The sequence below is a fragment of the Leptolyngbya sp. FACHB-541 genome (assembly GCF_014695875.1).
Classification (GTDB): Bacteria; Cyanobacteriota; Cyanobacteriia; order Elainellales; family Elainellaceae; genus JAAUTN01.
Genome location: NZ_JACJPC010000050.1, coordinates 30,308 through 53,038, shown reverse-complemented (window position 1 = coordinate 53,038; position 22,731 = coordinate 30,308). Strand labels below are relative to the sequence as shown.

At 46.4% G+C, this 22,731-nt stretch carries 18 protein-coding genes; 13 read left to right on the top strand and 5 right to left on the bottom strand.

All coding sequences use genetic code 11. The annotated features are described in order from the left end of the window. Positions 1 to 341 precede the first annotated feature (341 nt). Positions 342 to 1,064 (top strand): TPM domain-containing protein, encoded by a 723-nt coding sequence (locus H6G00_RS10590; RefSeq protein ID WP_190796698.1) that lies wholly within the window; start codon positions 342 to 344, stop codon positions 1,062 to 1,064. A 56-nt stretch (positions 1,065 to 1,120) separates the two neighbouring features. Here the strand turns inward: H6G00_RS10590 and H6G00_RS10585 are convergent, their stop codons facing one another. Beyond that, a complete protein-coding gene (locus H6G00_RS10585; protein ID WP_190680127.1) occupies positions 1,121 to 1,504 on the bottom strand; it encodes a DUF4346 domain-containing protein in 384 nt (127 codons plus the stop codon). Positions 1,505 to 1,802: 298 nt separating this feature from the next. On the opposite strand from H6G00_RS10585, the gene H6G00_RS10580 reads away from it, so the two are divergent. Then, positions 1,803 to 2,534 (top strand): precorrin-2 C(20)-methyltransferase, encoded by a 732-nt coding sequence (locus H6G00_RS10580; RefSeq protein WP_190796697.1) that lies wholly within the window; start codon positions 1,803 to 1,805, stop codon positions 2,532 to 2,534. A 160-nt stretch (positions 2,535 to 2,694) separates the two neighbouring features. Beyond that, a complete protein-coding gene (locus tag H6G00_RS10575) occupies positions 2,695 to 3,738 on the top strand; it encodes a hypothetical protein (RefSeq protein ID WP_190796696.1) in 1,044 nt (347 codons plus the stop codon). A 16-nt stretch (positions 3,739 to 3,754) separates the two neighbouring features. Here H6G00_RS10575 and H6G00_RS10570 read toward each other — a convergent pair whose 3' ends face one another. From H6G00_RS10570 to H6G00_RS10555, 4 genes are all read right to left on the bottom strand, one after another. Then, positions 3,755 to 4,516: a class II aldolase/adducin family protein gene (locus tag H6G00_RS10570; protein ID WP_190642944.1), complete on the bottom strand. Its 762-nt coding sequence runs from the start codon at positions 4,514 to 4,516 to the stop codon at positions 3,755 to 3,757. A gap of 371 nt (positions 4,517 to 4,887) precedes the next feature. Beyond that, positions 4,888 to 5,103, bottom strand: a complete 216-nt coding sequence (locus tag H6G00_RS10565) for a hypothetical protein (protein ID WP_190642943.1) — start codon at positions 5,101 to 5,103, stop codon at positions 4,888 to 4,890. A gap of 387 nt (positions 5,104 to 5,490) precedes the next feature. Continuing rightward, complete coding sequence (locus H6G00_RS10560) at positions 5,491 to 6,729, bottom strand: Zn-dependent hydrolase (protein WP_190796695.1); 1,239 nt, start codon at positions 6,727 to 6,729, stop codon at positions 5,491 to 5,493. Positions 6,730 to 6,746: 17 nt separating this feature from the next. Then, positions 6,747 to 7,478: an aspartate/glutamate racemase family protein gene (locus H6G00_RS10555; protein ID WP_277881865.1), complete on the bottom strand. Its 732-nt coding sequence runs from the start codon at positions 7,476 to 7,478 to the stop codon at positions 6,747 to 6,749. A 1,391-nt stretch (positions 7,479 to 8,869) separates the two neighbouring features. On the opposite strand from H6G00_RS10555, the gene H6G00_RS10550 reads away from it, so the two are divergent. The 10 genes from H6G00_RS10550 (at position 8,870) to H6G00_RS10505 (ending at position 22,705) form a co-directional block, all read left to right on the top strand. Further along, a complete protein-coding gene (locus tag H6G00_RS10550) occupies positions 8,870 to 9,199 on the top strand; it encodes a peptidase (RefSeq protein ID WP_190642939.1) in 330 nt (109 codons plus the stop codon). Between the two features lie 196 nt (positions 9,200 to 9,395). Continuing rightward, complete coding sequence (locus H6G00_RS10545; protein ID WP_190642938.1) at positions 9,396 to 10,436, top strand: hypothetical protein; 1,041 nt, start codon at positions 9,396 to 9,398, stop codon at positions 10,434 to 10,436. A 51-nt stretch (positions 10,437 to 10,487) separates the two neighbouring features. Next, a complete protein-coding gene (locus H6G00_RS10540; protein WP_190642937.1) occupies positions 10,488 to 10,964 on the top strand; it encodes a Rieske (2Fe-2S) protein in 477 nt (158 codons plus the stop codon). A gap of 1,222 nt (positions 10,965 to 12,186) precedes the next feature. Then, positions 12,187 to 12,426 (top strand): hypothetical protein, encoded by a 240-nt coding sequence (locus tag H6G00_RS10535; RefSeq protein ID WP_190796693.1) that lies wholly within the window; start codon positions 12,187 to 12,189, stop codon positions 12,424 to 12,426. An 84-nt stretch (positions 12,427 to 12,510) separates the two neighbouring features. Then, positions 12,511 to 13,959: a methyl-accepting chemotaxis protein gene (locus tag H6G00_RS10530; RefSeq protein ID WP_199318423.1), complete on the top strand. Its 1,449-nt coding sequence runs from the start codon at positions 12,511 to 12,513 to the stop codon at positions 13,957 to 13,959. A 188-nt stretch (positions 13,960 to 14,147) separates the two neighbouring features. Then, positions 14,148 to 15,599 (top strand): methyl-accepting chemotaxis protein, encoded by a 1,452-nt coding sequence (locus H6G00_RS10525; RefSeq protein WP_199318422.1) that lies wholly within the window; start codon positions 14,148 to 14,150, stop codon positions 15,597 to 15,599. 169 nt (positions 15,600 to 15,768) lie between these two features. Then, on the top strand, positions 15,769 to 19,326 hold the full coding sequence (locus H6G00_RS10520) for an Hpt domain-containing protein (RefSeq protein ID WP_190796692.1): 3,558 nt from the start codon (positions 15,769 to 15,771) through the stop codon (positions 19,324 to 19,326). 1 nt (position 19,327) lies between these two features. After that, positions 19,328 to 20,410, top strand: coding sequence for a chemotaxis-specific protein-glutamate methyltransferase CheB (cheB, locus tag H6G00_RS10515; protein WP_190796691.1), 1,083 nt, complete (start codon positions 19,328 to 19,330; stop codon positions 20,408 to 20,410). 88 nt (positions 20,411 to 20,498) lie between these two features. Next, complete coding sequence (locus H6G00_RS10510) at positions 20,499 to 21,611, top strand: protein-glutamate O-methyltransferase CheR (protein ID WP_190642934.1); 1,113 nt, start codon at positions 20,499 to 20,501, stop codon at positions 21,609 to 21,611. Next, positions 21,608 to 22,705 carry a chemotaxis protein CheW gene (locus H6G00_RS10505; protein ID WP_190796690.1) on the top strand — a complete coding sequence of 366 codons (1,098 nt, stop codon included), beginning with the start codon at positions 21,608 to 21,610 and terminating at the stop codon, positions 22,703 to 22,705. Before H6G00_RS10510 ends, H6G00_RS10505 begins: the two co-directional genes overlap by 4 nt. Positions 22,706 to 22,731: the final 26 nt, after the last annotated feature.

Genomic DNA, 22,731 nt, shown 5'->3' with positions numbered 1-22,731 from the left:
TTATCGGGGCGCTATCGCAATCGGCGACGGCACTTCACGCGCAGAGTGCATTTGCTCGCAGGCATCCTCAACTTTGAGTTGGCTCTCGCTTGCTGATTCGTGCAAGAAGTCTAATGATTTTCGTAGGGACACGGCAATGCCGTGCCCCTACAGCAGGCGATTCGCATGTCGGGAATTTCCGCGTCCTTCTCAATTTGTGCAACGCCCTGAAAAGTAAGGGAAAGCAGGATTCCTGTTTGCTCTTGAGCAAAATTAAGGGTTGATTTAATTCATAGTTACTTAGCACAGCAGTATAGTATTTTGAGAGATAAGTAACAAAAGATAAATATGGACTCATAAATATGCTCCTCTCTTCTCTTACTTCAACCTTGGCAAAGCTTCTGCGTGGGTTGCTGCTAGCGGCTGTAGGACTGATTTTTGTTGCTCAAGTCAGCGCTGCACCTGCTTATGCCACAAGCGTTTACAGTATGCCAAGATTAGCAGCGGGCGATCCCACCTGGGTCGTTGACGAAGCAGAAATCTTAAGCCGTTTGAACGAAGGCAGAATCAGCGGTGAATTAGAAAAGCTCGCCCAGTCGACAGGCAACGAAGTTCGATTTGTAACGGTGCATCGGCTCGATTATGGGGAGACGATCCAGAGCTTTGCCGATCAGCTTTTTGAGCAGTGGTTCCCTACCCCTGAAGCGCAAGCCAATCAAACGTTGCTGGTGTTAGACAACGTCACTAATAATGTTGCGATTCGGACGGGCGATCGCGTCAAAGCAACTTTAAATGATGAAATTGCCCAAAGTGTAGCTCAGGAAACGGTTATGGTGCCGTTGCGCCAAGACAACAAGTACAATCAGGCATTTTTGGATGCAAGCGATCGCCTGGTTGCGGTTCTCTCTGGTCAGCCTGATCCCGGACCACCTGTCGTAGACAACACTGTCCTGGTTGAAGGCACCTTCGCCACCCCTGAGGACACCGAAAAAAGTAACGCAACCATCTGGGTTGTGGGTTTCCTAGTTGCTGCAACGGTCATTCCAATGGCAACCTACTACCTGTACCAGATTCTTCAGGGCTAATTCTGTGAGGGAAATTTTTTGTTCGCTAAGCGAACAAAAAATTTCCCTTGTTTACTTTAGTCCTGTATATATTCCTCCCCGCTGACTAAGGCTGTCTCTGCCCGCACCAATTCTCTTCCCAGATAGGCAGCGTGGTCGAGGTAGTTGACCAGGGGAGGTTTCATCTCTTCAAACAGTTTGATGCAAAGTTCTTTAGCGGTTCTGCCGCTAAATACAGCGTTAGCCGTTCGTTCGACTTTGCCCCGCACAGGAATGGGTTTGCCCGTCTCTGGATCAAGTGCCAGTCCTTTTTCACTGATCACGTTGGTGAAATGCTTGACGCAAATTAACTCCTCCTCCCGATCTAAGTAGATGATGAAATAACCACCCGGATCGAGTTCAATGTAGCGCTGAGAATGTTTGCGATCGATTTCGGCTAGTCGTTGAGCAATCTGATTCATAACTCTGTCAAACGAGCTGTTGTATATACAAAAGTTTTACTGGACTTAGAATTTTTGGGTTTCAAATTTCAGCTTGGAACAGGCTAATACAATTTTGAAATGCATCGTCTCGCTCGCTCGGACACTCTCCTCTGGCTCAAGCATTCCAGGTGGAATCCTTATCGTTTGTACGATGCGTATGCTTTTAGGTTTAGGTTTGTCAATTTCTAGTTTAAGGTCTTAAGGCAAGGCAAATTCATTCAATCAGGTGAGCTGTTGGGTGGATTGTGGAAGGAGGCGATCGCTAATTCTAAACACCATGACTGATTCTTATTTGGGAAAGCTGTACGGCGTTGGCGTTGGTCCAGGTGATCCAGAGTTGATCACTTTGAAGGGGCTTCGCCTGCTTAAGTGCGTTCCTGTAGTTGCATTTCCGGCCGGGCTGTCTGGAAAATTGGGGATCGCAGAACGAATTGTACAGGAGTGGCTTCAGCCTGAGCAGGTACATTTGGCGCTAAATTTTCCTTACGTGCAAGAGTCCAAAACTTTAACCGAAGCATGGCAAGCAGCAGCCGAGCAGGTTTGGCAATACCTGATGCAGGGGCAGGACGTAGCATTTGTGTCCGAAGGAGATGTGAGCTTCTACAGCACCTTTACCTATCTAGCGCAAACGCTGCTGCATTCTCATCCTGAAGTTGAGGTGCAGACGATCCCCGGCATTTGTTCGCCGCTGGCAGCAACGGCAGCACTGGGACTTCCATTGACTCTCTGGAATCAACGCTTAATTGTTTTGCCTGCTCTTCACACCGTTGCAGATTTGGAAACTGCGATCGCTACTGCCGACGTAGTCGTTTTACTAAAGGTAAGTTCTGTCTATGAGCAGGTCTGGGCAGTGCTCAATCGGCACGGACTGCTTCAGCAAAGCTATGTGGTAGAACGAGCTACATTACCTGAGCAGGTAATCTACGCTGATCTAAGCGATCGCCCTCAGCTCAAACTCCCCTACTTTTCTTTACTGATCGCCCAGGTTCACCGGGCGGATTTAGGATAAGGATGAAGAAAAAACTACAAGGGATATCCAGACGTTCCCGCTCCTGGGCTGTCAGACAGGAACGTAAATCTAGTACGCTTGGTCAGTACGCTTGGTCGCTATCTACCCCATTCATCTGAAATTCCTTGCCCCCTAGCTTGAACAGAGTCCTCCACTTGCTATGTTCCGATCTTCCTTCGCTCGCTCTATTGGCCCAACCCTGAGTCAGGTTGTGCGTCAGCCTGGCTGGATTGCAACTGCCCTCTCGATAGGTGTTCATGGGCTGCTGTGGGGTGTTCTGCCAATTTTGCCGTCTTCATTTTTGGCGGAAGAGGCAGATGATCAGCGCACCGTTGGGGTTGTAGAGCTATCGCCCGAGGAGCTAGCCCGCGTTCCAGATTTCTCCACGCCAAGTCTGGAACTGCCACCGCTTTCCGAGTCTGATTTATATTCACTCACGCCGGTGCCCAATCAGGCTCCGCCGTCTCAGCTTTTTCCGCCGTTCCCACCCTTTTCGCCCGATCTTTATCCATCCTATGAGCCGCCGCCTGGTCCTCCAGCAACCAGACAGACACCCTCGACCTTTCCCTCGACCTCTGTTTCACCGTCGCCAATGCCGTCCGCTTCTCCCTCACCTTCGCCTTCACCCGGAACTGTTGCACCGACCAACCCTGGCGTGGCTCGAAATCCTGATTTAGATAACCTCACAGGCAGGGCGGGTACCGGTTCGAGTCCTGTGCCAGAAGACAATCCACGTCCTCAAGACAACCGCACCGCAGAACAGCGGCTACAGGATTCGATCGCTCAACGTCGAGCGGCGATCGCTCGTCTGGGCGCTGACTCTAGCGGAACGACCCAGGAGGAAGCCAGAACAACCTTCGTTGAATGGTTTGAAACTCAGGTCGAAGAGGGAGCCGATAGTGAATGGAAGTCGATGGAAATTGCTGCGGTCTATCCGGCAGAAGCTTGTCCACTAGAAGTTGAACCTGCGGCTGTGTATGGAGTCGTGGTAGACAATGAGAATAAGCTGGTTGGCGAACCCAAACTGGTTCAAAGCTCTGGCTATCAGTTGTTTAATCAGAAGGCGTTGGAGACAGTTGCCACTTACGAGTTTGAGAACGAATCGGATGCCAATCAGGTTTACGTGGTCACAGTCAAATTTGACCACACCGCTGAATCTTGTCAGGCTCCTGCTCCACAAGCCGACGAACCACCTGCGGGTTAGGTCTACTCAAAGCTGATTATTCCAGCAGGTCAGATTCTTCGCGCACAATCTTGTCGTAGAGCGGCTGAAAGCAAAACCAGCCAGAAGAGGGCGTACCAACCTGAGTTTGGGCAAGCTGAGCAATTTCTGGCTTGATCAGGATAGGATTGCCTGCCGCTTCTGCCATCATCTGCACCTGGCAGGATCGCTCCATCGTGATAAACCACCAGGCAGCTTCATCAACGGAATGCCCGACGGTTAATAGTCCGTGATTTTGTAGGATGACAGCTTTGCGATCGCCCAGAGTTGCGGCAATGCGATCGCCCTCAGAAGTATCCAGCACCACACCCGTATAGTCTGAAAACACCGCATGGTCTTGATAAAACGAGCAGGCATCTTGGGTTAGGGGATCAAGCGTCCTGCCAAACGTAGACCACGCCTTGCCATAGGTCGAGTGAGAATGCGCCGCCGCTACAACATCAGGGCGATGAGCATGAATCGGTGCATGAATCGCAAAAGCTGCCTGGTTAACGGGCTGATTTCCCTTAATGACATCACCGTCACTGCTGACCAGAATCAGATCAGACACCCGAATTTGACCAAAATACATGCCAAAGGGATTGACCCAAAAGTGGTCAGGAAATTCGGGATCGCGTACTGTGATGTGTCCTGCGATGCCTTCATCAAAACCATAGCGAGCGAACAAACGAAATGCAGCTGCCAAGCGCTGTTTGCGGTGTAGTCGTTCGTCTTCAACGCGCTCAAATACAGGAGGTTGGGGAAGAGCAAATTCTGACATTGCAACCCTCAGTGGTTAAATTGCAGTAGGAACTACTCAGTATAGACCCCTCAATCCTAAAGCAATTTATTCAAAACTTAAGTCTGCTTGTACAGGTACAATTCATTGCGTCTCTGTCAGAGCATCTACCATCGCAACAAATTTTTAATCTCTATCAACCCGTCTTTTCAGAAAGCTAGCACTGCTAAAAATAATAAAAACAACACTTCCAGGAAGGGGATGAAACGCAAAGGGAAAAAGCCAATCAACTTCTACTCCCTCTTTCCCTTAGCCTAAAAGCATTGCAGATCTAAAAGAAGTTCCAGGGCAAACCCCGAATAATCTTTTACGGAATGAATTTAGCAAAGAAATGCCAAACTCATCCGGAGGAATTATGAGTTGACGAGGAGATAATGAAGTTCGTCTGCTTCACGTGACTCCTGACGAATTTGCCCTTCCATTGCTGCCTGTTGGAGCTTGATAAAGGCATTCAGGTCTTCCCAGCCATACTTGGTCTGCTGGAGCAGTCTCCGCAGCTGATCTTCCGCCTCTAAAGGCAGGTAGCCAGTTTCCAGCGTTTGTCCGACGATTTCACGAATAGAAGTCATACCAGTACTCTTGAGAGTTAGAGCAGATTTAGATAGAGCTTTGGAGCTAGATTTTTGAGCGGCGATCGCTCTGTGATCTAGATCGGGCAGTGCTTCACATTTACATCAAGAAGTGTTTACAGTCCTTCAGGTTCCCGAATTGGTGAAATTACTGATAAAGCAGTGAATCGCACAGCCAGAGCGGCTTTGAGGTGAACAGAAAGCGCTTGCCAGCGTGAACTTGCTTAAGAAATGCTGTACAAACTCGACTTTCTCATAGGCATACTGTAATGCATCCTTGTAGAAGCTAGCGTATCTCATATCACAATTTTGATGAGAATTTTCGCCAAAATTGAGATAAAACGCTCTAGCCTAAACTTTATTTCCTGTGCTATGTACGATCATAACCTAATAGATCTTGTCTAACTTCAGCAGCGTGTGCAGTAGCACATTTCCACCCTGAACGCACTGTTGGGGAGAAGTGTATTCGGCTTCAGAGTGGCTAACCCCCGATTGGCTAGGCACAAAAATCATGCCCATGTCGGTGATTCGACCAACTTCCAGGGCATCGTGTCCGGCACGGCTGGGCAAGTAGCAGTAGCTTGACCCCAGTTCTCGGCAGACTAATTCGATCGTGTCTTGAATCTGGGGCATTGCGGGAGTGGGCTCAACATTGAGCAGCGGCGTGATTTGAATAGCGGTGTGGGTGGCGGCGGCGATCGCTTCCACAGCCTGCTTGAGCTGCATCTGCATTTGATTCAGGCAGTCTTTCGACAAGTCGCGCATGTCTACGGTTAGCTCGACCTGACCGGGCACAATATTTACCGCGTTTGGGGAAACTGTCAGGTAGCCAACGGTGGCAACGGGTCGGCTAGGCATTTGTCGAGCAATTTCCTGAACGGCTAGGACAATTTGGGCAGCAGCAACGAGGGCATCTTGGCGTGTATCCATTGGAGTCGTGCCTGCATGGTTTGCTTGACCGGTAATGGCGATCGCCTCACGCACCATTCCGACGACACCCTGGACGACTCCGATCTGAGCTTGAGTGTTTTCTAAGACTGCGCCTTGCTCGACGTGCAGTTCTACAAAGGCGGTCAAGTCTGCGCGAGTGCGTTTGGCGGTAGCCAGGTCGTCCCAGTTGCCGCCCAGGTTTTCCAGGCACGCCTGGATTGATTCGCCTACTTTGGGTTTGTACTGTTCAGGAGCGTTAAGCAGAACGGTTCCGGCGATCGCCTGAGAACCAATCATGCTGCTCTCCTCATCGGTGAAAACAATGACTTGAATCGGATGACTTAGGCGCAGATCATTTTCCCGCAAGGTTCGTACCACCTCAATTCCAGCCAGCACACCCAAAACGCCATCAAAGCGTCCCCCTGATGGAACCGTATCAATGTGAGAGCCAGTCGCCAGGGCAGGGATGTTCTCTTTGCCAGCGTAGGTGCCGATCAGGTTTCCGGCTGCGTCTGTTTTGACGCTCATGCCTGCCTCAACCATCCACTGCTGCACCAGATAGCGAGCCTGCAAGTCTTCTGGGGTAAAGGCCAGGCGACAAATGCTGCCACTGGGCTGTTTACCAATTCGGGCTAGACGGTTGATGCTGTCGTTGAGGCGATCGCCATTAATAGAAAGGAGCGAAGTAGTAATCATCGGCTGCATCCTGAAAGTTATTGGGGAGCAAAGGCAGACAGCATTCCCATATAGGGTTTGGCGATCGGATATGCCAGGTCGCCAACTTTACTGGTGGTCAGTCCTAGACTGACTAACATCTCCACAAATTTCACCGCCACACTCACGCCATCAATTACTGGAATGCCAAGCTGGCTGCTGATCTCAGTCGCCAGGTCAGCCATGCCGCCGCAGCCCAGGGCGATCGCCCCGCAGCCATCTTCTTTTAGCGCAATTTGGCACTCCTTCAGAATCATTGTTTTAGCGAATGAATCTGCTTCTAAACTGAGAACGGGCAGGTTAATAGCTCGAATTTTGCGACAAAAGTGAGTCATGCCATAGCGTTCGACCAGATGTTGAGCAATGATTTGAGTGCGGCTTAACGTCGTCACAATGGAAAATCCTGTTGCCACAAAAGTGGCAGCGTGCATGGCAGCTTCGGCAATTCCTAAAACCGGACCTTTTGCCAATTCACGTGCCGCAAGCAGCCCCGGATCACCAAAACAGGCAATCACATAACCATCAACCCCCTCTGTTTCCCCTTTGCGAATTTCCTCCAAGATTCCTACCACACTCAGAGCTTCGTCGTAGTGTCCTTCGATTGAAACTGGACCCGTGGTTGGATTGCAAGCAATAATCTCAGTGCCAGGACTAGCGACTCTGCAAGCCGCGATGCCGATCTTTTCGGTCATGCTAGCAGTCGTGTTGGGGTTGATGACTTTGATTTTCATGAATGACAACCATGGGGCAACGCAGAGGGCAGCACAAAGGGCAGGGTATTTAGATAGAGTAGTTGCTTTCCTTCAGCAATTTGGCATTTTTTCTCACTTTTACCCCACCTTTTGAGGCTAACAGGACTCTTTCGTTCAGCTTGTACCCATTCCAAAAATTAGGGCTACGGATGGAAGGGCACCCCACAGTGCGGGGTGCCCTTCCATCCGTAGCCTCTTTTTAGAGAAAGGTTATAGAAGTTTCGCTGGGTTGACGAAAGCGGCAGTTTGGTGCGGTTAGGGAGCTGAGTACAAACCTAGTTGGTAGTTCTGCTTTTCGCTTAGCCGTTAGTTGCCCAAAAATGGGAGAAAGCCTTGGAAAACCTTGTATTAGCTTATCAAAAAGAACTCAAAATCTTTCCTCTACTCTAAAGCTTAGGACAGGAGCGTTGAAGTAGCGATTTCGAGCCGCAAAGATACTGCTTGCGTAACCAAAGTCATTATCTGTATAGGAGTAGCCATCTAAAAAGTATAAGTATAATTTCATACATTAGAGTATAATTCCGCACTCTAAGCAAACAAGCGGAATAAAGAGCTGTCATACCTTCTGCTGTTGAAACTACCATGTTCTAAATAGCAAAAGATTCTCGCTTCAAGGATCTTTGCAGTTTCTTTCTATAATAGACGGTCTACTAGCTATCTGATTTCTACTTAATCTGCTTATCCAGAGTTTGAAAAAGCAAATTGACAACTATCTTAAGCAAGATGTGTCTTGCATTTTTCATTATTTTGTCGTAATTAATACTTACACGTACTTCCATGACCTACTAATATCTCATGGGAAATTGAAGTTCGACCTTCGCCAGTACGGTCAAGGTTCAGAAAAATTTTCTCTGAAACGGAGAATTTGAGTTAATCAACGCCAACCCGAGGACACTAAAGTGCAAAAGCATCTACTAGGCTCAGTCAGTCCAGTCTTTTTAATACGCTGGGCTGTTGTTAGCTTCCACCTTCACTACCTTTCATAGTGACTGTTGAGCAAGGCTACTTGGAGCCGAATAGCTTTTTGAGTGCGGAATTGACTCACCTATCTGTGCAGCGCAGGACTACTTTCCCTGCTCAAATGGAGCAATAGTGTAGTTCCCTCGCAGATACGTGAATAGGCGTTTTTGTGAGTTATTAGTAGTCAATTTAAAAGCACTGAGACACGACCACAAGCTTCTTCATAGCAGACTAACAGCCCTTTGAAAGACATTGGTTGATCCAATTTTCCTGGGTCTAGTTTGTAGCGAATTGCGACTAGTTCTAAGTGGCGATCGCTAGGTAAAAACTTGTGTCTAGTTATCTCGCGAGTTTATTAAGTTGATTGCCTGCTGCTCGCTGTTCCGTCCTGCATCATAGTGGAGTGCAAAATGAGATTAAGCAGTGCTTTTCGCCGTTATCATCGACAACTTGCCATAATCATGTGCTTGCCCCTAGCACTGACCATAATTTCAGGAATGGCTTACCCCATTTTTAGCGAATGGCTTTCCCTGAATAGCGTGGCGGGGTTTCTAGTTCAGGTTCATTCAGGTAGAATCTTTGGATTACAAGGGATTTACCCCCTCCTCAATGGATTGGGTCTAGCAGGATTATTAGTTACAGGAATGAGCATGACAAGCCTATCTCGTCAACGCTCTATGAAAGATACTTTGAGTGGCAGCCGTTCTGAAAAAGTGGCTCCAGACTATATCGAGAGATAGTTTGCAACCAAGCTGTTTCTCAAAATTTTATGGATCGCTCTGCTTTGAGTGACTCGTTGATCTTAGTCCTGTTGCTAGTACCTGCTAGCAGCAGATCTGGGCTGCGGCAACGCAGATACTAAGACTCTAAAAAATAGATGTTGCAAGCTGAAATAGCGATCCAAACCACACAGCATTATTGCCGGAGAGAATTTGTATGTTTGAAGGGCGTAGGCTTCGTCGAACGCTTCTGATGGCCTTGCTAGCCATCGCTGCGATGCTTGGAGTATTTTTCGCAGGCTTTTTGAGTGGTGGGCAACCTGCTAATGCAGAAACCAGACTTGCCGAAGAGATTGCAAAAGAAGTTATTGCTGCTTGTCCGTTAGCAGATCCTTCAGATTCGGCAGCTCGTGATGAATGCGGACAAAAGCTAGGTGATTCTAAGATTCTGTCCGACGCTACAGCCGTTCCTGTACTTTGGGGTACTCAATTACAAAGGAACAACTACAACATCAGGACTTTAAGGACGACAACTCGATTCCATCCCCTTGTCATGTGGCGAGTATATCTCTCAGTATTCATGTTTAAGGGTGACTATAGAATCGAACAGGTTGGGGATGCGAATGCAGGAACTCAGCAAACGATTATCTATTTCCCCTATGAATATCGTAATGATCTAGGTCTAGGCGAATATCCCTATCCATACTGGCACTCCAGAACAAAGTGGGAATCTTTCCAGTTTTCTCCTGAAGTACTTATGGTGATAGAGCAAGGGAAAATCAAAGCCGTGCTGCGTTCAGCAGAAAAAGATCGCTCTCGTGATTACAACTCCAGAACGTGGGATGGTCGCTGGACCTGGATTGGTGAGACCGGGCAACAAGAACCCCGTGTGACGCTGTTCTCCTACTTGCTCTCCGAGGATAATCCCTACACTGAGGAACTTGATCAGACTTACCGTGCATTAGATGCAGAGTCACGCAAGCACGATTGCCAAACTTGTCATAATCCTGGCAACCCCTCGTTTATTGCTCCACTCGGCATCATGAATTACCCAAACCAGGCGCTCTCAATTCGTCATACGATTGTACGAGTCATGGAGTCGAATCGTATGCCGCCAGCAGCCGTAGACAGTGACGGTGAGTTTATTCATGCCGGAATCATTGATGAGGCTGAACGGCGAAAATATCTTGAGCTTGCTAGAGCTTTTGCAGAAGCCGGAGACAAGGCTCTCAAATTTGAAGGACAACCTATTCAGTAAATGAGGTTGTCTCAGGTTAACGGATCATACTAAGAGTGAGGTTTGAGATTTATGGATCGTCGCGAGTTTATTAACTGGGTTGGTTTGTTTGGGATTTCTGCTTCCTTGCCTATCGCCATTGCAGCTTGTACGAGTTCTCCGGAGGAAGAGCAAGCCGCAGCGCCTGAAGCAGCACCTAGTGAGGGGACTGGAACGCTAGAGATGGCACCCCGTGACGATGGGTTTATTCCAGTGGGCAGCTTAACCGCACTACAGGCTTCTCAATCTGGGGCGATCGTTCCTCCTGAGGTGGCTGTTGTGATTGTGAGAAATGCTAATGACCCAACTGCTCCAACCGCAGTCAATCCAAAGTGTACTCACACTGGATGTCTTGTAGAATGGCACACCGCTGTCAATTCCTTTGTCTGTCCGTGCCACAATGCTGAGTTTGACCCAGCTGGAAATGTGACACAGGGTCCTGCCGAAGAACCCCTGCAGACCTATGATGTGAAAGTTGAGGGAGACTCAATCTTGGTGAAGCTCGCTTAAAGCATCTCTTGCTTTATAGCACTAGTCACCTCAGTTAGGATAAGAAAAAGGAGTAGGGCTAAGTCCTGCTCCTTTTTCTTGTCCTAACCTGTACATAGCAGTTCTTACTTGAGTGGAATACAAAGCACGGCATAGAAAGTTAGGGTCATGCTGTACTTAAGTTGCTATTAAATTCTCAGTATCCTATTTCAAATGCTGTTTAATATTTGATTGCATTGAACGAGCGAGCACAGCATTAAAAGATTAGCCGCTACATTCAGCCTAGCAAAAATGCCCCTCCAGGGAGTACTTCCACATTCCTTATCAATCAGGGGTTTTCTAGCAATGCTGTGTGAACGATTGATGAAAATTGCCAGAAGACCTTGCTGAGGAAGAAAGAGTCGCAATACAATTTGGGCTGGGTGTATGACATGTCTTGCACGCTCTAAAACGCTAAGAACGTATGAGACACAGGTGCATCATCAGTCTCTGAAGAGTTTGCAAAATCTAGTAGCGAGCTTCTATCTGTAGCATTTTATACATCCAATACCCCTGTTTTGATGATAGTTCAGGATCAATTTGCCTCCCATAACGTCTTGTGCAAGACTACATATTTTGGATGCATCCTGTCCACGCTTTAGTTCTTACAGCTTGGCAAGACTCGTACAAACTTCAACAATTCCCTGCTGAAACTATAAGTAATTCAGTCAATTACTATGTCAACTTAATCGTTAAAAGGTTAAGTTAAAGCTTTTTAACTGTTAGCTGATTAGGTTACAAAGCAGCTTTTTGCTGTCCTTTTTTTCTACACAAATTTGTTGACCGACCATACGACTATTTCTACTAAAAGCATCCTGATTTAGGGTGATTTTTCCGTAGTTATGATGAGACGACTTGAGCAGAGCCAAGTTTAATTTGAAGCAAAACTCTCGTAGCATAATCCTCCAGGTAGAGGATTACCACACTAGAAGATCGAGCAATTCAATGTGATAGTAATTTGTCAGTTTATCTATAAAGCCAAACATGAGAATTCATTTTCTCACCATTCTTCCATTCACAGGTTCTCTAGATATGTCTACAGCTCCTCTCAAGTCAGTCAAAAACATCATTGTTCAGTTACAGATCGCATTGGTAGTACTCCTCCGAAAAGATTAGTACCCTAATTTCTAATATTCAGGATGCGATCAATTCAACAGTGATGCTAACTGAAGAAAGGGCGGAAACGGTAAAGACTAGAGTGAAAATGGCTAGAGAAACAATGCAAGCTTTTTCTGGTGTAGCAAATGCGGTAAACGATGTGATTGTGAGTAATCAGCAAATCCCGCTGAATCTAAAGCAGCAACTTGACGGCATTCAGCAGATCGTTCAAGCGATGGGAGTGATTAACCAGGGGGCAAAAGAAACTGCCGCTGGTTTAACTCAAACCAAAGTAGGAACTGAGCAGCTTAACCATGCTGCTTCAGTTTTAAAGGAAATGGCGTAGCTCTATCCGCTTCAGAGCTTGACTGCCTCAATGCATCTATCCATATCTGATTAGTTGTTCCCACAAAAAATTTTGGAGTAAACGATGGCAACCCTTGGCAACTTAAAGCTCAGAACACGTATCTTTTTGGGATATCTTCCCTCTGTTCTAATTTTGCTCATCTTGAGCGGGCTGACATACTCGTATGTTTTAGAGAGAGAAAAACTGAACGAGGAAATTGAAGTTGCTCAAAACACGGTTTTTCAAGCACAGCAGACTGCACTTGGAATTTCTCGAATGGTTAGAGCGTTGAGAGGACAGGTGATCGATCCAAATGAGCCTCACTATCAGGAAGGTTATGAGAAGGGACTGAAGGCATTCCAAGAAGCTTCTGCGGAGCTGATTCCGCTGCTCGATGATCCTGCAACTGTTGAACAAATGAATACCGTTTTGGTGCAGGCTGAGGAAGTACAAGAAGTAGCTGGTCAAATTATCACCCTGTCAAAAGCGGGACAATTTGAAGAGTCCAAGGAGCTTGTCACTACAATCATTCTGGATGAGATGGATACGACAGTCAGGGGAATTTTAGATCAAGAAGTTGCCGCTTTAGAAGAGAAAAGAATTGAAGGAGAAGCGTCGAGACAATTCCTACTTAATGTCGTGATAGCGAGCGCTGCTGTCGCAACTGCCGTTACCGCATTTCTGGGCTTCTTGATTGCTTCTGGAATTAGCCGCAAAGTGCAGCAGTCTGTTGGGGATATCACCACTTCCTCTAATGAGATTGCTACGACGGTTGAAGAGCAGGAACGAGTTGCTCACCAGCAAGCTGCTTCGGTAAATGAAACCACTACCACGATGGACGAGTTAGAGGCATCATTCCGTCAGTCGGCTGAACAAGCCAAGGCAGCAGCAGCAGCAGCGAAACGGGCACTTGAGCTAACAGAGGGGGGCAACCAAGCCGTGGGAGAGAACCTAGAAGGCATGTTTATGCTGGAGAAGAAGGTTGGAACGATCGCCGAACAAATGTTGCAGCTGAGTGAGCAAGCTCAACAAATCGGCAGTATCTCTCAACTGGTATCTGATATTGCTAGCCAAACCAACATGCTGGCGCTTAACTCTTCGGTTGAGGCAGTTCGAGCAGGCGAACATGGCAAAGGGTTTACTGTCGTTGCCAACGAAATTCGTAAGTTAGCAGACCAAAGCCAAAGATCTGCCGACAAGATTAACGAACTGGTGTCTCAGATTCAGAATGCAATTAACTCAACCGTGATGGTGACTGAGGAAGGCACAAAAACGGTTTCTACGGGCGTAGACATTGCAAGAAGAACGGAGCAAGCCTTCACCGGAGCAGCAGATGCAGTCAATCAGGTGGTTCTCAACAACCAACAAATCTCACTTAATCTGAAGCAACAGTTAGATGGCATCCAGCAGATTGTTCAAGCAATGGAAACGATCAATCAAGGGGCAAAAGAAACCGCTAGCGGTATCACGCAAGCCAAGGTAGGAACTCAGCAATTGAATGAAACCGCTCTTAATCTCAAGCGATTGGTCTAGAGAGAGTTTCTGGGCATGTTTATCCCTGAGCAAAAGATAGAGTTCACACCAAGGCAGATACAGAACAACTCAACGATGCTGTTCTGGTTTTGAAAGAAATGGCGCGGCTCTAGTACTTAACAGTTAGGCTCAACGACTCACTACAACTGATCAATCAATTCAATGCCGCAGGAATTTTTAGGGTAACGATGAAGAATTTCAATAGTCTGAAGGTTAGAACTCGCATCTTCTTAGGATACATGCCCCCTTTAATTCTGCTATTTATTTTGGGTGGAGCTACCTACGTGAATGCGTTGGATCGGGAAAAGCGAAATGAAGAGCTAGAGGCTTCATACACCACAATTAATCAAGTCACTCAATTGGCACTTGGTCTGGGCAGAATGGCTAGGATCACGAGAGCAGCGATTGTTAATCCTGAGCAAATTGATTCTTATCAAGCTGCTTATCAAGATGGATTTCAGCGCTATCAGCAAGCATCTATAGGAATCCTTGATGTGTTAGAAAACCCCGAGGATAAAGAGAAAATGCAGGCTGTATTAGCAGATGGCGAAAGCTTTGCAGCGGTTGGGGAAGACGTGCTCTCTCTGGTGAGAGCAGGTCAAGTTGAGCAAGCAACTCAGCTCGTAGAAAACTTGAGAGTGTCTACTTTAGACTCAACAACAGATGCAATTTTGCAAGAACAACTGACTCTTCTGAATGAAAAAAAGCGTCAAGCGGAAGCTGCTGGAAATGCTTTGCTCCTGATAGCGGTAGCTGGTACTCTCTCAGCTTCGGCGTTAACCATAGTTTCGGGTGGATTAATTACGGCAGGAATTAGTCGGGCACTTCAGAAATCTATTGGCTACATTACGACTTCTTCCAATGAGATTGCCACGACGGTTGAGGAGCAGGAGCAAATTGCTCACCAGCAAGCTGCTTCGGTAAATGAAACCACTACCACGATGGACGAGTTAGAGGCATCCTTCCGTCAGTCGGCTGAACAAGCCAAGGCAGCAGCAGCAGCAGCAAAACGGGCACTTGAGCTAACAGAGGGGGGCAATCTGGCAGTGGGAGAGAACCTAGAAGGCATGTTTATGCTGGAGAAAAAGGTTGGAACGATCGCCGAACAAATGTTGCAGTTGAGTGAGCAAGCCCAACAAATTGGCAGTATCTCTCAACTGGTGTCTGATATTGCTAGCCAAACCAACATGCTGGCGCTTAACTCTTCAGTTGAGGCCGTTCGAGCGGGCGAACATGGTAAAGGGTTTACTGTCGTTGCTAACGAGATTCGTAAGTTGGCAGACCAAAGCCAAAGATCTGCCGACAAGATTAACGAACTGGTGTCTCAGATTCAGAATGCAATTAGCTCAACTGTCATGGTGACTGAGGAAGGCACAAAAACGGTTTCTACGGGCGTAGACATTGCAAGAAGAACGGAGCAAGCCTTTGCTGGAGCAGCAGATGCAGTTAACCGGGTGGTTCTCAATAACCAACAGATCTCACTTAATCTGAAGCAACAGCTGGATGGCATCCAGCAGATTGTTCAGGCAATGGAAACGATCAATCAAGGGGCAAAAGAAACTGCTAGCGGTATCACGCAAGCTAAGGTAGGAACTCAGCAATTGAATGAAACCGCTCTCAATCTCAAGCGATTGATTTAGGGAGTCTAGTTAATCGTTAGTAATCGGTAGTAGCTAATTGAATCCACTAGTTTGAAGTTGCAGCAGGTAGTTCAGCAAGATTCCTGCTTTCCCAAAAATTCGATAGGGACAGTTCTAAATCAGGGGGCATCATCCCTTCGATCGCCAATGGCATGAGCAATGATGAACTATGAAAATAGATGATGAAGAGCTGCGGGATCTGTACGAACTCTCCAGCCAGGAGCGGCTGCGGAGGCTAGAAGCGGGTTTTCTACACTTGCAAGAACATCCAGAGGATGAAGCTGTTTTAGAAGAGCTACGGCGCGATGCTCACAGCCTCAAAGGTGACTCAAGAAGTGTAGGTGTAGAAACGGTTGAAGCGATCATTCAACAGGTTGAAGCAATTCTAAAAACCGTTCAGACGAAACGAGTTGCTTTAACTGCGATGGTGAGCGATCGCCTTCAGCAAGGGCTCCATGCAGTCAATATGCTGGTTCACGAAGCGGTAACGGGGCAGCAGAGCGAAGTAGACATTCCCCACATCGTTGAACTGCTAATGGCAGCTCATCAAGAATTGAAAACCCTACAACCTTTTGGTCCTGCTATAGAAAATCCGGTTAACTCTGCGGCTCTGTCGAGTTTTATTGACGATGAAGAGCTGCGAAATTTGTATGATTTTTCTAGTCAAGATCGATTACAGAAACTCCAAGCAGGACTGCTGTATCTTCAACAACACCCCAATGATGCTACGACCCTTGAAGAAATGCGTCGCGAAGCTCACGGGCTTAAAGGGGACTCTAGGAGTGTCGGTGTTGAAGATATTGAGGTATTGATCCAACAAATCGAAGGGATTCTCAAGAACATTCAAGCCCATCGGTGCGCCCTCAACATTGAAGTGAGCGATCGCATTCGTCAAGGGCTAGAGGCGATCGGACAACTCGTCCACGAAGCTGTAACAGGACAACCCAACACTACCGATGTCATTCAAATTTTGGATCAATTGGTGCAGGTCGTTGATCATCCAGAAGAGTTTCCACCGGACTCTCTTTCTCCGGTCTTATCAAGTTTTATAGAAGACGAAGAATTACGTCACCTCTATGAAATTTCCAGTCAGCACCACCTCCAAACACTGAAAGAGGGATTGCGATACCTGGAACAGCACCCTACTGATCAGGCAACCCTCGAAGCACTGCAGCAGGAAACCCATAGCCTTAAAGGTGACTCTAGAGGAGTTGGGGCGGATGCGGTAGAAACGCTAACTCATCATGTAGAAGAAATTCTCAAGGCTGTCCAGTTAGGAAGGATTGCCTTCCTTAATGTCAGCGATCGCCTGTATCAAGAACTAGAGTCGATTCATAAACTAGTTCAAGAAACAGTTACCGGTCAACCTAGTGAAGTGGATGTGCTGCAAGAGATTGAGCTTCTGTTATTACCCCTTGACGAAGCATCAGCCTTATCAGAAGCAGAAGTCATATTAGAAACGGCTGAAGCAGAAGCTACTGAAATCACGATTGAAACAGCAGATTTAACCGCTCCACGCGCTGCAACCTTTATCGAGGATGACGAACTTCGAGAAATTTATAAGATTGCTTGCCGAGAGCGGTTACAGCGGATCGAGGCAGGCTTGCTGCGACTCGAAAAGCATCCCGAAGATGAAGCAACGCTAGAGCAGTTATTGCGAGAAGCCCACAGCCTTAAGGGAGACTCCAGAAGCGTTGGTGTAGACCCTGTAGAAACCCTAATTCACCAAATTGAAGAAGTTTTAGGAGGATTTAAGCACAAACGCATTGCCCTAACGGTAGAAGTGAGCGATCGCCTTTATCAAGGGTTAGATGCGATCGGCAAACTGGTTCATGAAGCAGTAACCGGACAAATCAGCCAAGTTGATACAGCCCAAGTCCTCAACAACCTGGTCGAAACATCACCGGCTCCAGACACTCAGGTACTTGCTCTAGAAACAGTTGCCCCCACTCAAACCCCTGCCGAGCAAACTCTCCTCTCTCCTTCCTCTGAAATTAACGAACTCTACCGCATCGACACTATTCGCGTTCCAACTCGTGATCTCGATGCTTTAATGACCCAAGCTGAAGAACTCACCGTTACCAAAACCAGCATCGGTCAAATCGCTACGGCGATTGAGGAGATGTCTAACCTTTGGAGGGATTGGAGAAGCAGTAGCAGAAACCAGGGATTGTCCTCTAAAGCCTCCTCTAAGTCCATTGCTTACCAGGAACAGCTAGAGAGAACCCTTAACTCTCTCAGAATCTCTGCTCAAGAGAGCAGTACTCGACTCGACAAAATTTCTGGAGAACTCAGAGAAAAAATTCGCACCCTGCGACTGCTTCCTCTTTCTACGGTGTTTCAACCCCTTCCTCGCACTATTAGAGATTTAGCCAAACAGCAATCCAAGGACGTAGAGTTAATCATTGAAGGGGGTGACACCACCGCTGATAAAAGTATTCTTGAAGAAATCAAAGACTCCTTGATGCACCTGGTTCGCAACGCTATTGACCACGGCATTGAGACTCGCAGTGAACGGCAAGCCCTGGGCAAACCCACTACTGCCAAAATCTGGTTAAAGGGTTACCAAACTGATAATAAAATCGTCATTGAGGTTGCAGATGATGGACGTGGGTTAGATCTTGAGAGGATTAAACAAACTGCCCTTAAGCGCGGATTGTATGACTCAGAAGAACTGGCAGCAATGTCCCCAAGTCAGATTCATTCACTCATCTTTGTACCTGGATTTTCAACTCGCAGCTTCATTACAGAAATCTCCGGTAGAGGTATTGGCTTAGACGTTGTCAGAAACAACATTGAGCGGTTGAAGGGAGAAATTCAAATTGAATCCAACCCCGGACAAGGATGCACCTTCCGAATTCAGCTCAACACAACTTTAACAACGATTGATACCGTTCTTCTAGACGTACAGGGGCTCATTCATGCATTGCCTATTGAATACCTTGAGACAACACTCTTAATCTCTGAAAGTCAGATCTCTACAACTGAAGACAAAGCCACTATTAGCTGGAATGGACAAGATATCCCGGTCGCAGATTTGAGCGAAATGTTGAAACTGTGGGAATCTCACGCTTACACTCCACCCGCCACCACAAATCGACGAAAAAGTAATTTGCAGCAATGCGTTTTGCTCAAAGTTGGGGAAGAGCGAGCCGGATTTTTCATTAATCGTCTGTTTGATGCTCAGGAAATTGTAATTAAGCCGCAAAGCCAAGTACTGAAGCGGGTACGCCACGTCGCAGGAGCCACCATTCTGCCAACAGGAGAAGTTTGTACCATTTTGAATGCTCCTGACTTAATTAAATCGTTGAAGGAGCAAACCACTCCTGCGATCGCACTCAAACCCAAAACCGTTCGACGAAAACCGACTATTTTGCTGGTAGAAGACTCCGTTCCAGTTCGCACGCAGGAAAAGCGGCTTCTGGAGAGAGCAGGATACGAAGTGGTCATTGCTGTTGATGGATTAGATGGCTACAATAAGCTGCAAACTCGTTCGTTTGATGCAGTGTTATCTGATGTAGAGATGCCCAACCTGGATGGATTATCTCTCACTGCAAAAATTCGTCAACAGCAGGAATATAAGAACTTACCCATTGTTCTAGTCACAACGCTAGATTCAGATGCAGACAAGAAAAGGGGCGCTGATGCGGGTGCTGATGCCTACGTTATCAAAGGGAAGTTTAACCAGGATGTGCTTCTAGAAATCTTAGAAAGATTGGTTAATTAAAATGCCCATTCGAGTTTTGCTGGTTGAAGATTCTCAGATTGCTCTCACTATCTTAAAGCGGATTTTAAGCTCATCTCCTGACATTGAGGTCGTAGGAGAAGCCAAATCCGGACTAGAAGCTTTGGCGATGATTCCGAAGGTGCAACCCGATGTGATTTGCACAGACCTTCACATGCCCCGCATGGATGGACTCACTTTTACATCCGAGGTGATGGCACTTTATCCTCGCCCTATATTGGTTATCAGTGCTTCTGTCCAAGACGAGGATACCCATCAAGTTTTTCAGCTTTTAGAGGCAGGAGCAGTTGATATTTTTCCTAAACCCCTTGCTGGCTTAACGATTGACAATCAGGCGTTTGGGAAAGAACTAATCAACAAAATTCAGATCCTGTCTGGAGTTAGAGTACTCACTAGAAAACGAAAAATTAATAGTAAACCCAAAAAACTAGAATCAGATAAAGTTTCTGTCTTTCAGCCAGATTTCTATCACAAACCTAAAATTGTGGTTGTAGGAGCATCAACCGGGGGACCTCAAGCTCTTCACGATGTGTTTAATCAATTACCGTCTGATTTTCCACTTCCAATCATTTGTGTCCAACACATTTGTCTAGGCTTCTTGCAAGGCTTGATTGATTGGCTTGCCAACAGTTGCTCTCTACCCATTCAAATTGCTCAGCCAGGAGATCTGCCAAAACCAGGAAAGATTTATTTCCCACCTGAGCAACGACATTTAGAGCTGGACTCTAGAGGGCGATTTATCTGCTCTGACGCTTCACCTTTAGGAGGGCATCGTCCTTCAGTAACGGTTACTTTCATTTCTGCTGCCAAGGCTTATGGGAAATCAACGGTAGGAATTTTGTTGACAGGCATGGGTAGAGATGGCGCGGATGGGATGCAGGCGATCGCCGAAGCAGGCGGTTTTACGATCGCTCAAGATGAGGCGACTTCCGTTGTATTTGGAATGCCTAAAGAAGCAATTAGCCTGGGAGCCGCAAAACAGGTTTTGCCGATTCAGGCGATCGCCCCGACATTATTATCCTTACTACACACTAATTCTTCTTATCTAGCTAGTCGTAGAGACTAACAATAGCAAATCACAAAATACTGTAAATCGATAAATGCCGTTGGATCAAGTTTGCAAGATTTTAATGAGGAGTGTTAGGAAACTAAACGTGTCACCAACAGAACCTTTGAGCGCAGAGCGAAGAGAAGCATTTGTTCGGCTCATTGCCAAGCACACTGGCATAGAAATTAGAGCAAGAGATCAGGCAAGTTTAAGCACAAAAATTTCTTCAAGGATGAAGGCGCTTAAATTAGATTCATCAACGGCATACTATCAGCTATTAGAGTCTTCTAATGCCGATGGCCATCAGGAATGGCTAGATCTGGTTACACTGTTGACCAATGGTGAAAGTTATTTTTTTCGTGACACAGAACAGTTTTCGCTTTTACGGAACCAAATTCTGCCTGAACTGATTCAGCAAAATCAAGACAGTAAAACGATTCGCATCTGTAGTGCGGGATGCTCTTCAGGAGAAGAACCTTACTCAATTGCCATCCTGTTAAAAGAGCTTATTCCTGACTTAGAGCAATGGAATTTACTGATTTTAGGTGTAGATATTAATCAGCTCGCTTTAGAGAAAGCAAAAAAAGCAATTTACAGCCCGTGGTCGTTTAGAAATGTTGACCCCGACGTTAAGCAGCAATATTTTCAACTCATTCATGATCGCTATAAGCTTGATCAAAGCATCAAAGAGATGGTGAGTTTTCAGATTCTAAATCTGATCAAAGACGAGTTTCCTCAACAGGATTCTGAATTGAGGGATATGGATTTAATTATTTGTCGTAATGTTTTTATTTATTTTGAAAGAGCGGCGATCGCCAAAGTTATAAGCAAGTTCCACCGCACTCTTAAACCTCTTGGATATTTGCTGACCGGGCACGCCGAACTCTCCAATCAAAATCTCAATCCATTCCAAATTAAAGTATTTACAGAATCACTTATTTATCAGCGTACAGCAAACGATTCAACGACTGCATCCCTTTCATCAACACTAGATGAACAGCAGAGCTATTATGCAGAAAATTTATCCTCTGATACCGATGATGACCTGGGTGACAATCCTCACGTTGGAAGAAGCATCAGAATGCAGCAAATTGCACTCAACTTGCTCAGACAGCTTCCGCCCGATACGACCATTCAAAAATTAGGAAACTTAACTGCTGCCGAACTGATTCTACAGCTAGAAACAGAACTCAAAAGTCTTGACCAGGAACTATCATGAGCCAACAGTCTTACTTTACCTTTAGCGTTAATCAACAGCGCTGCGGCATCGATACAATGTATGTCGAAGAAGTCTTTGCTCTACCCGACATCACTCCCACTCAAAAAGCTTCTCGCGATATTGTTGGTATCATCGATTTTCAAGGGGAGTCCGTGCCGGTCATGGATCTGAACCTGACGCTAGGTCATTCTCCACTCAAGTATCGATTGACGGATAGCTTAGTAATCTTAAAGTGGGAAGACTTGCGTGTTGGCATCATTGTGAATCAAATTGACGACATCAGAACTATACCTGCTCAAGAAATCAACACTGAAATTTTTCATGATCAGGAATGGACAGACGTTGAGCGGAAAAAAATCATTGCTGGAATTATTAGTGACGAAAACATCATTATCTTGAGCAATCCAGGCAACTGGCTCTGGTACGCAGAAATTCAAGAATTGCTATCTACAAAAGATTTTCCAGCAGAATTTCAGACCAACCTGCACGCAGATCAACCGCAAGATAATGGATATGAGGCACCACTAGCACGACAAACAACCCTATTTCCCAATGCAACGCCCCAGGAAAGGGAAATTTTCCGAAAGCGAGCCAACAACTTAAAAGTTTCAGTTCAACCGCAAGACTCAAAAGACCTAAAGCCTCTTGTCGTGGTTGCTTTAGGTGATGATTTTTTTGGCATTGATGTAGAAGTCGTGCGTGAATTTGTAGATGTTCGCAAGGTAACGCCTGTTCCTTGTTGCCCAAGCTACATCGTTGGCAACATGAACTTGCGCGGTGAGATTCTAACTCTGATTGATTTGCATGAATTCTTAGACCCCGCTAAGCGTTCAGTCAAAGCAATTGAGGGTTCTAAAACGATGGTGATCGAGGTCAGAAATGTGGTCGTTGGGGTAATGGTCAAAGAGATTGGCGATACGATGTTTCTCCTGGATCAACGAGAAGTCATGAAGGGTCCCAACGTGAGTGACTCCATTAACCTCAATAAGAAATACCTCCAGGGAATTGCTTCTTATCATGAGAGAGCAATGACTATTCTAGATATGGAAAGGATTTTCTTTAACAGCGGATTAATCATTGACGAAGCTATTTAATTGCCGGGTCATGAGATTGTGTCGTA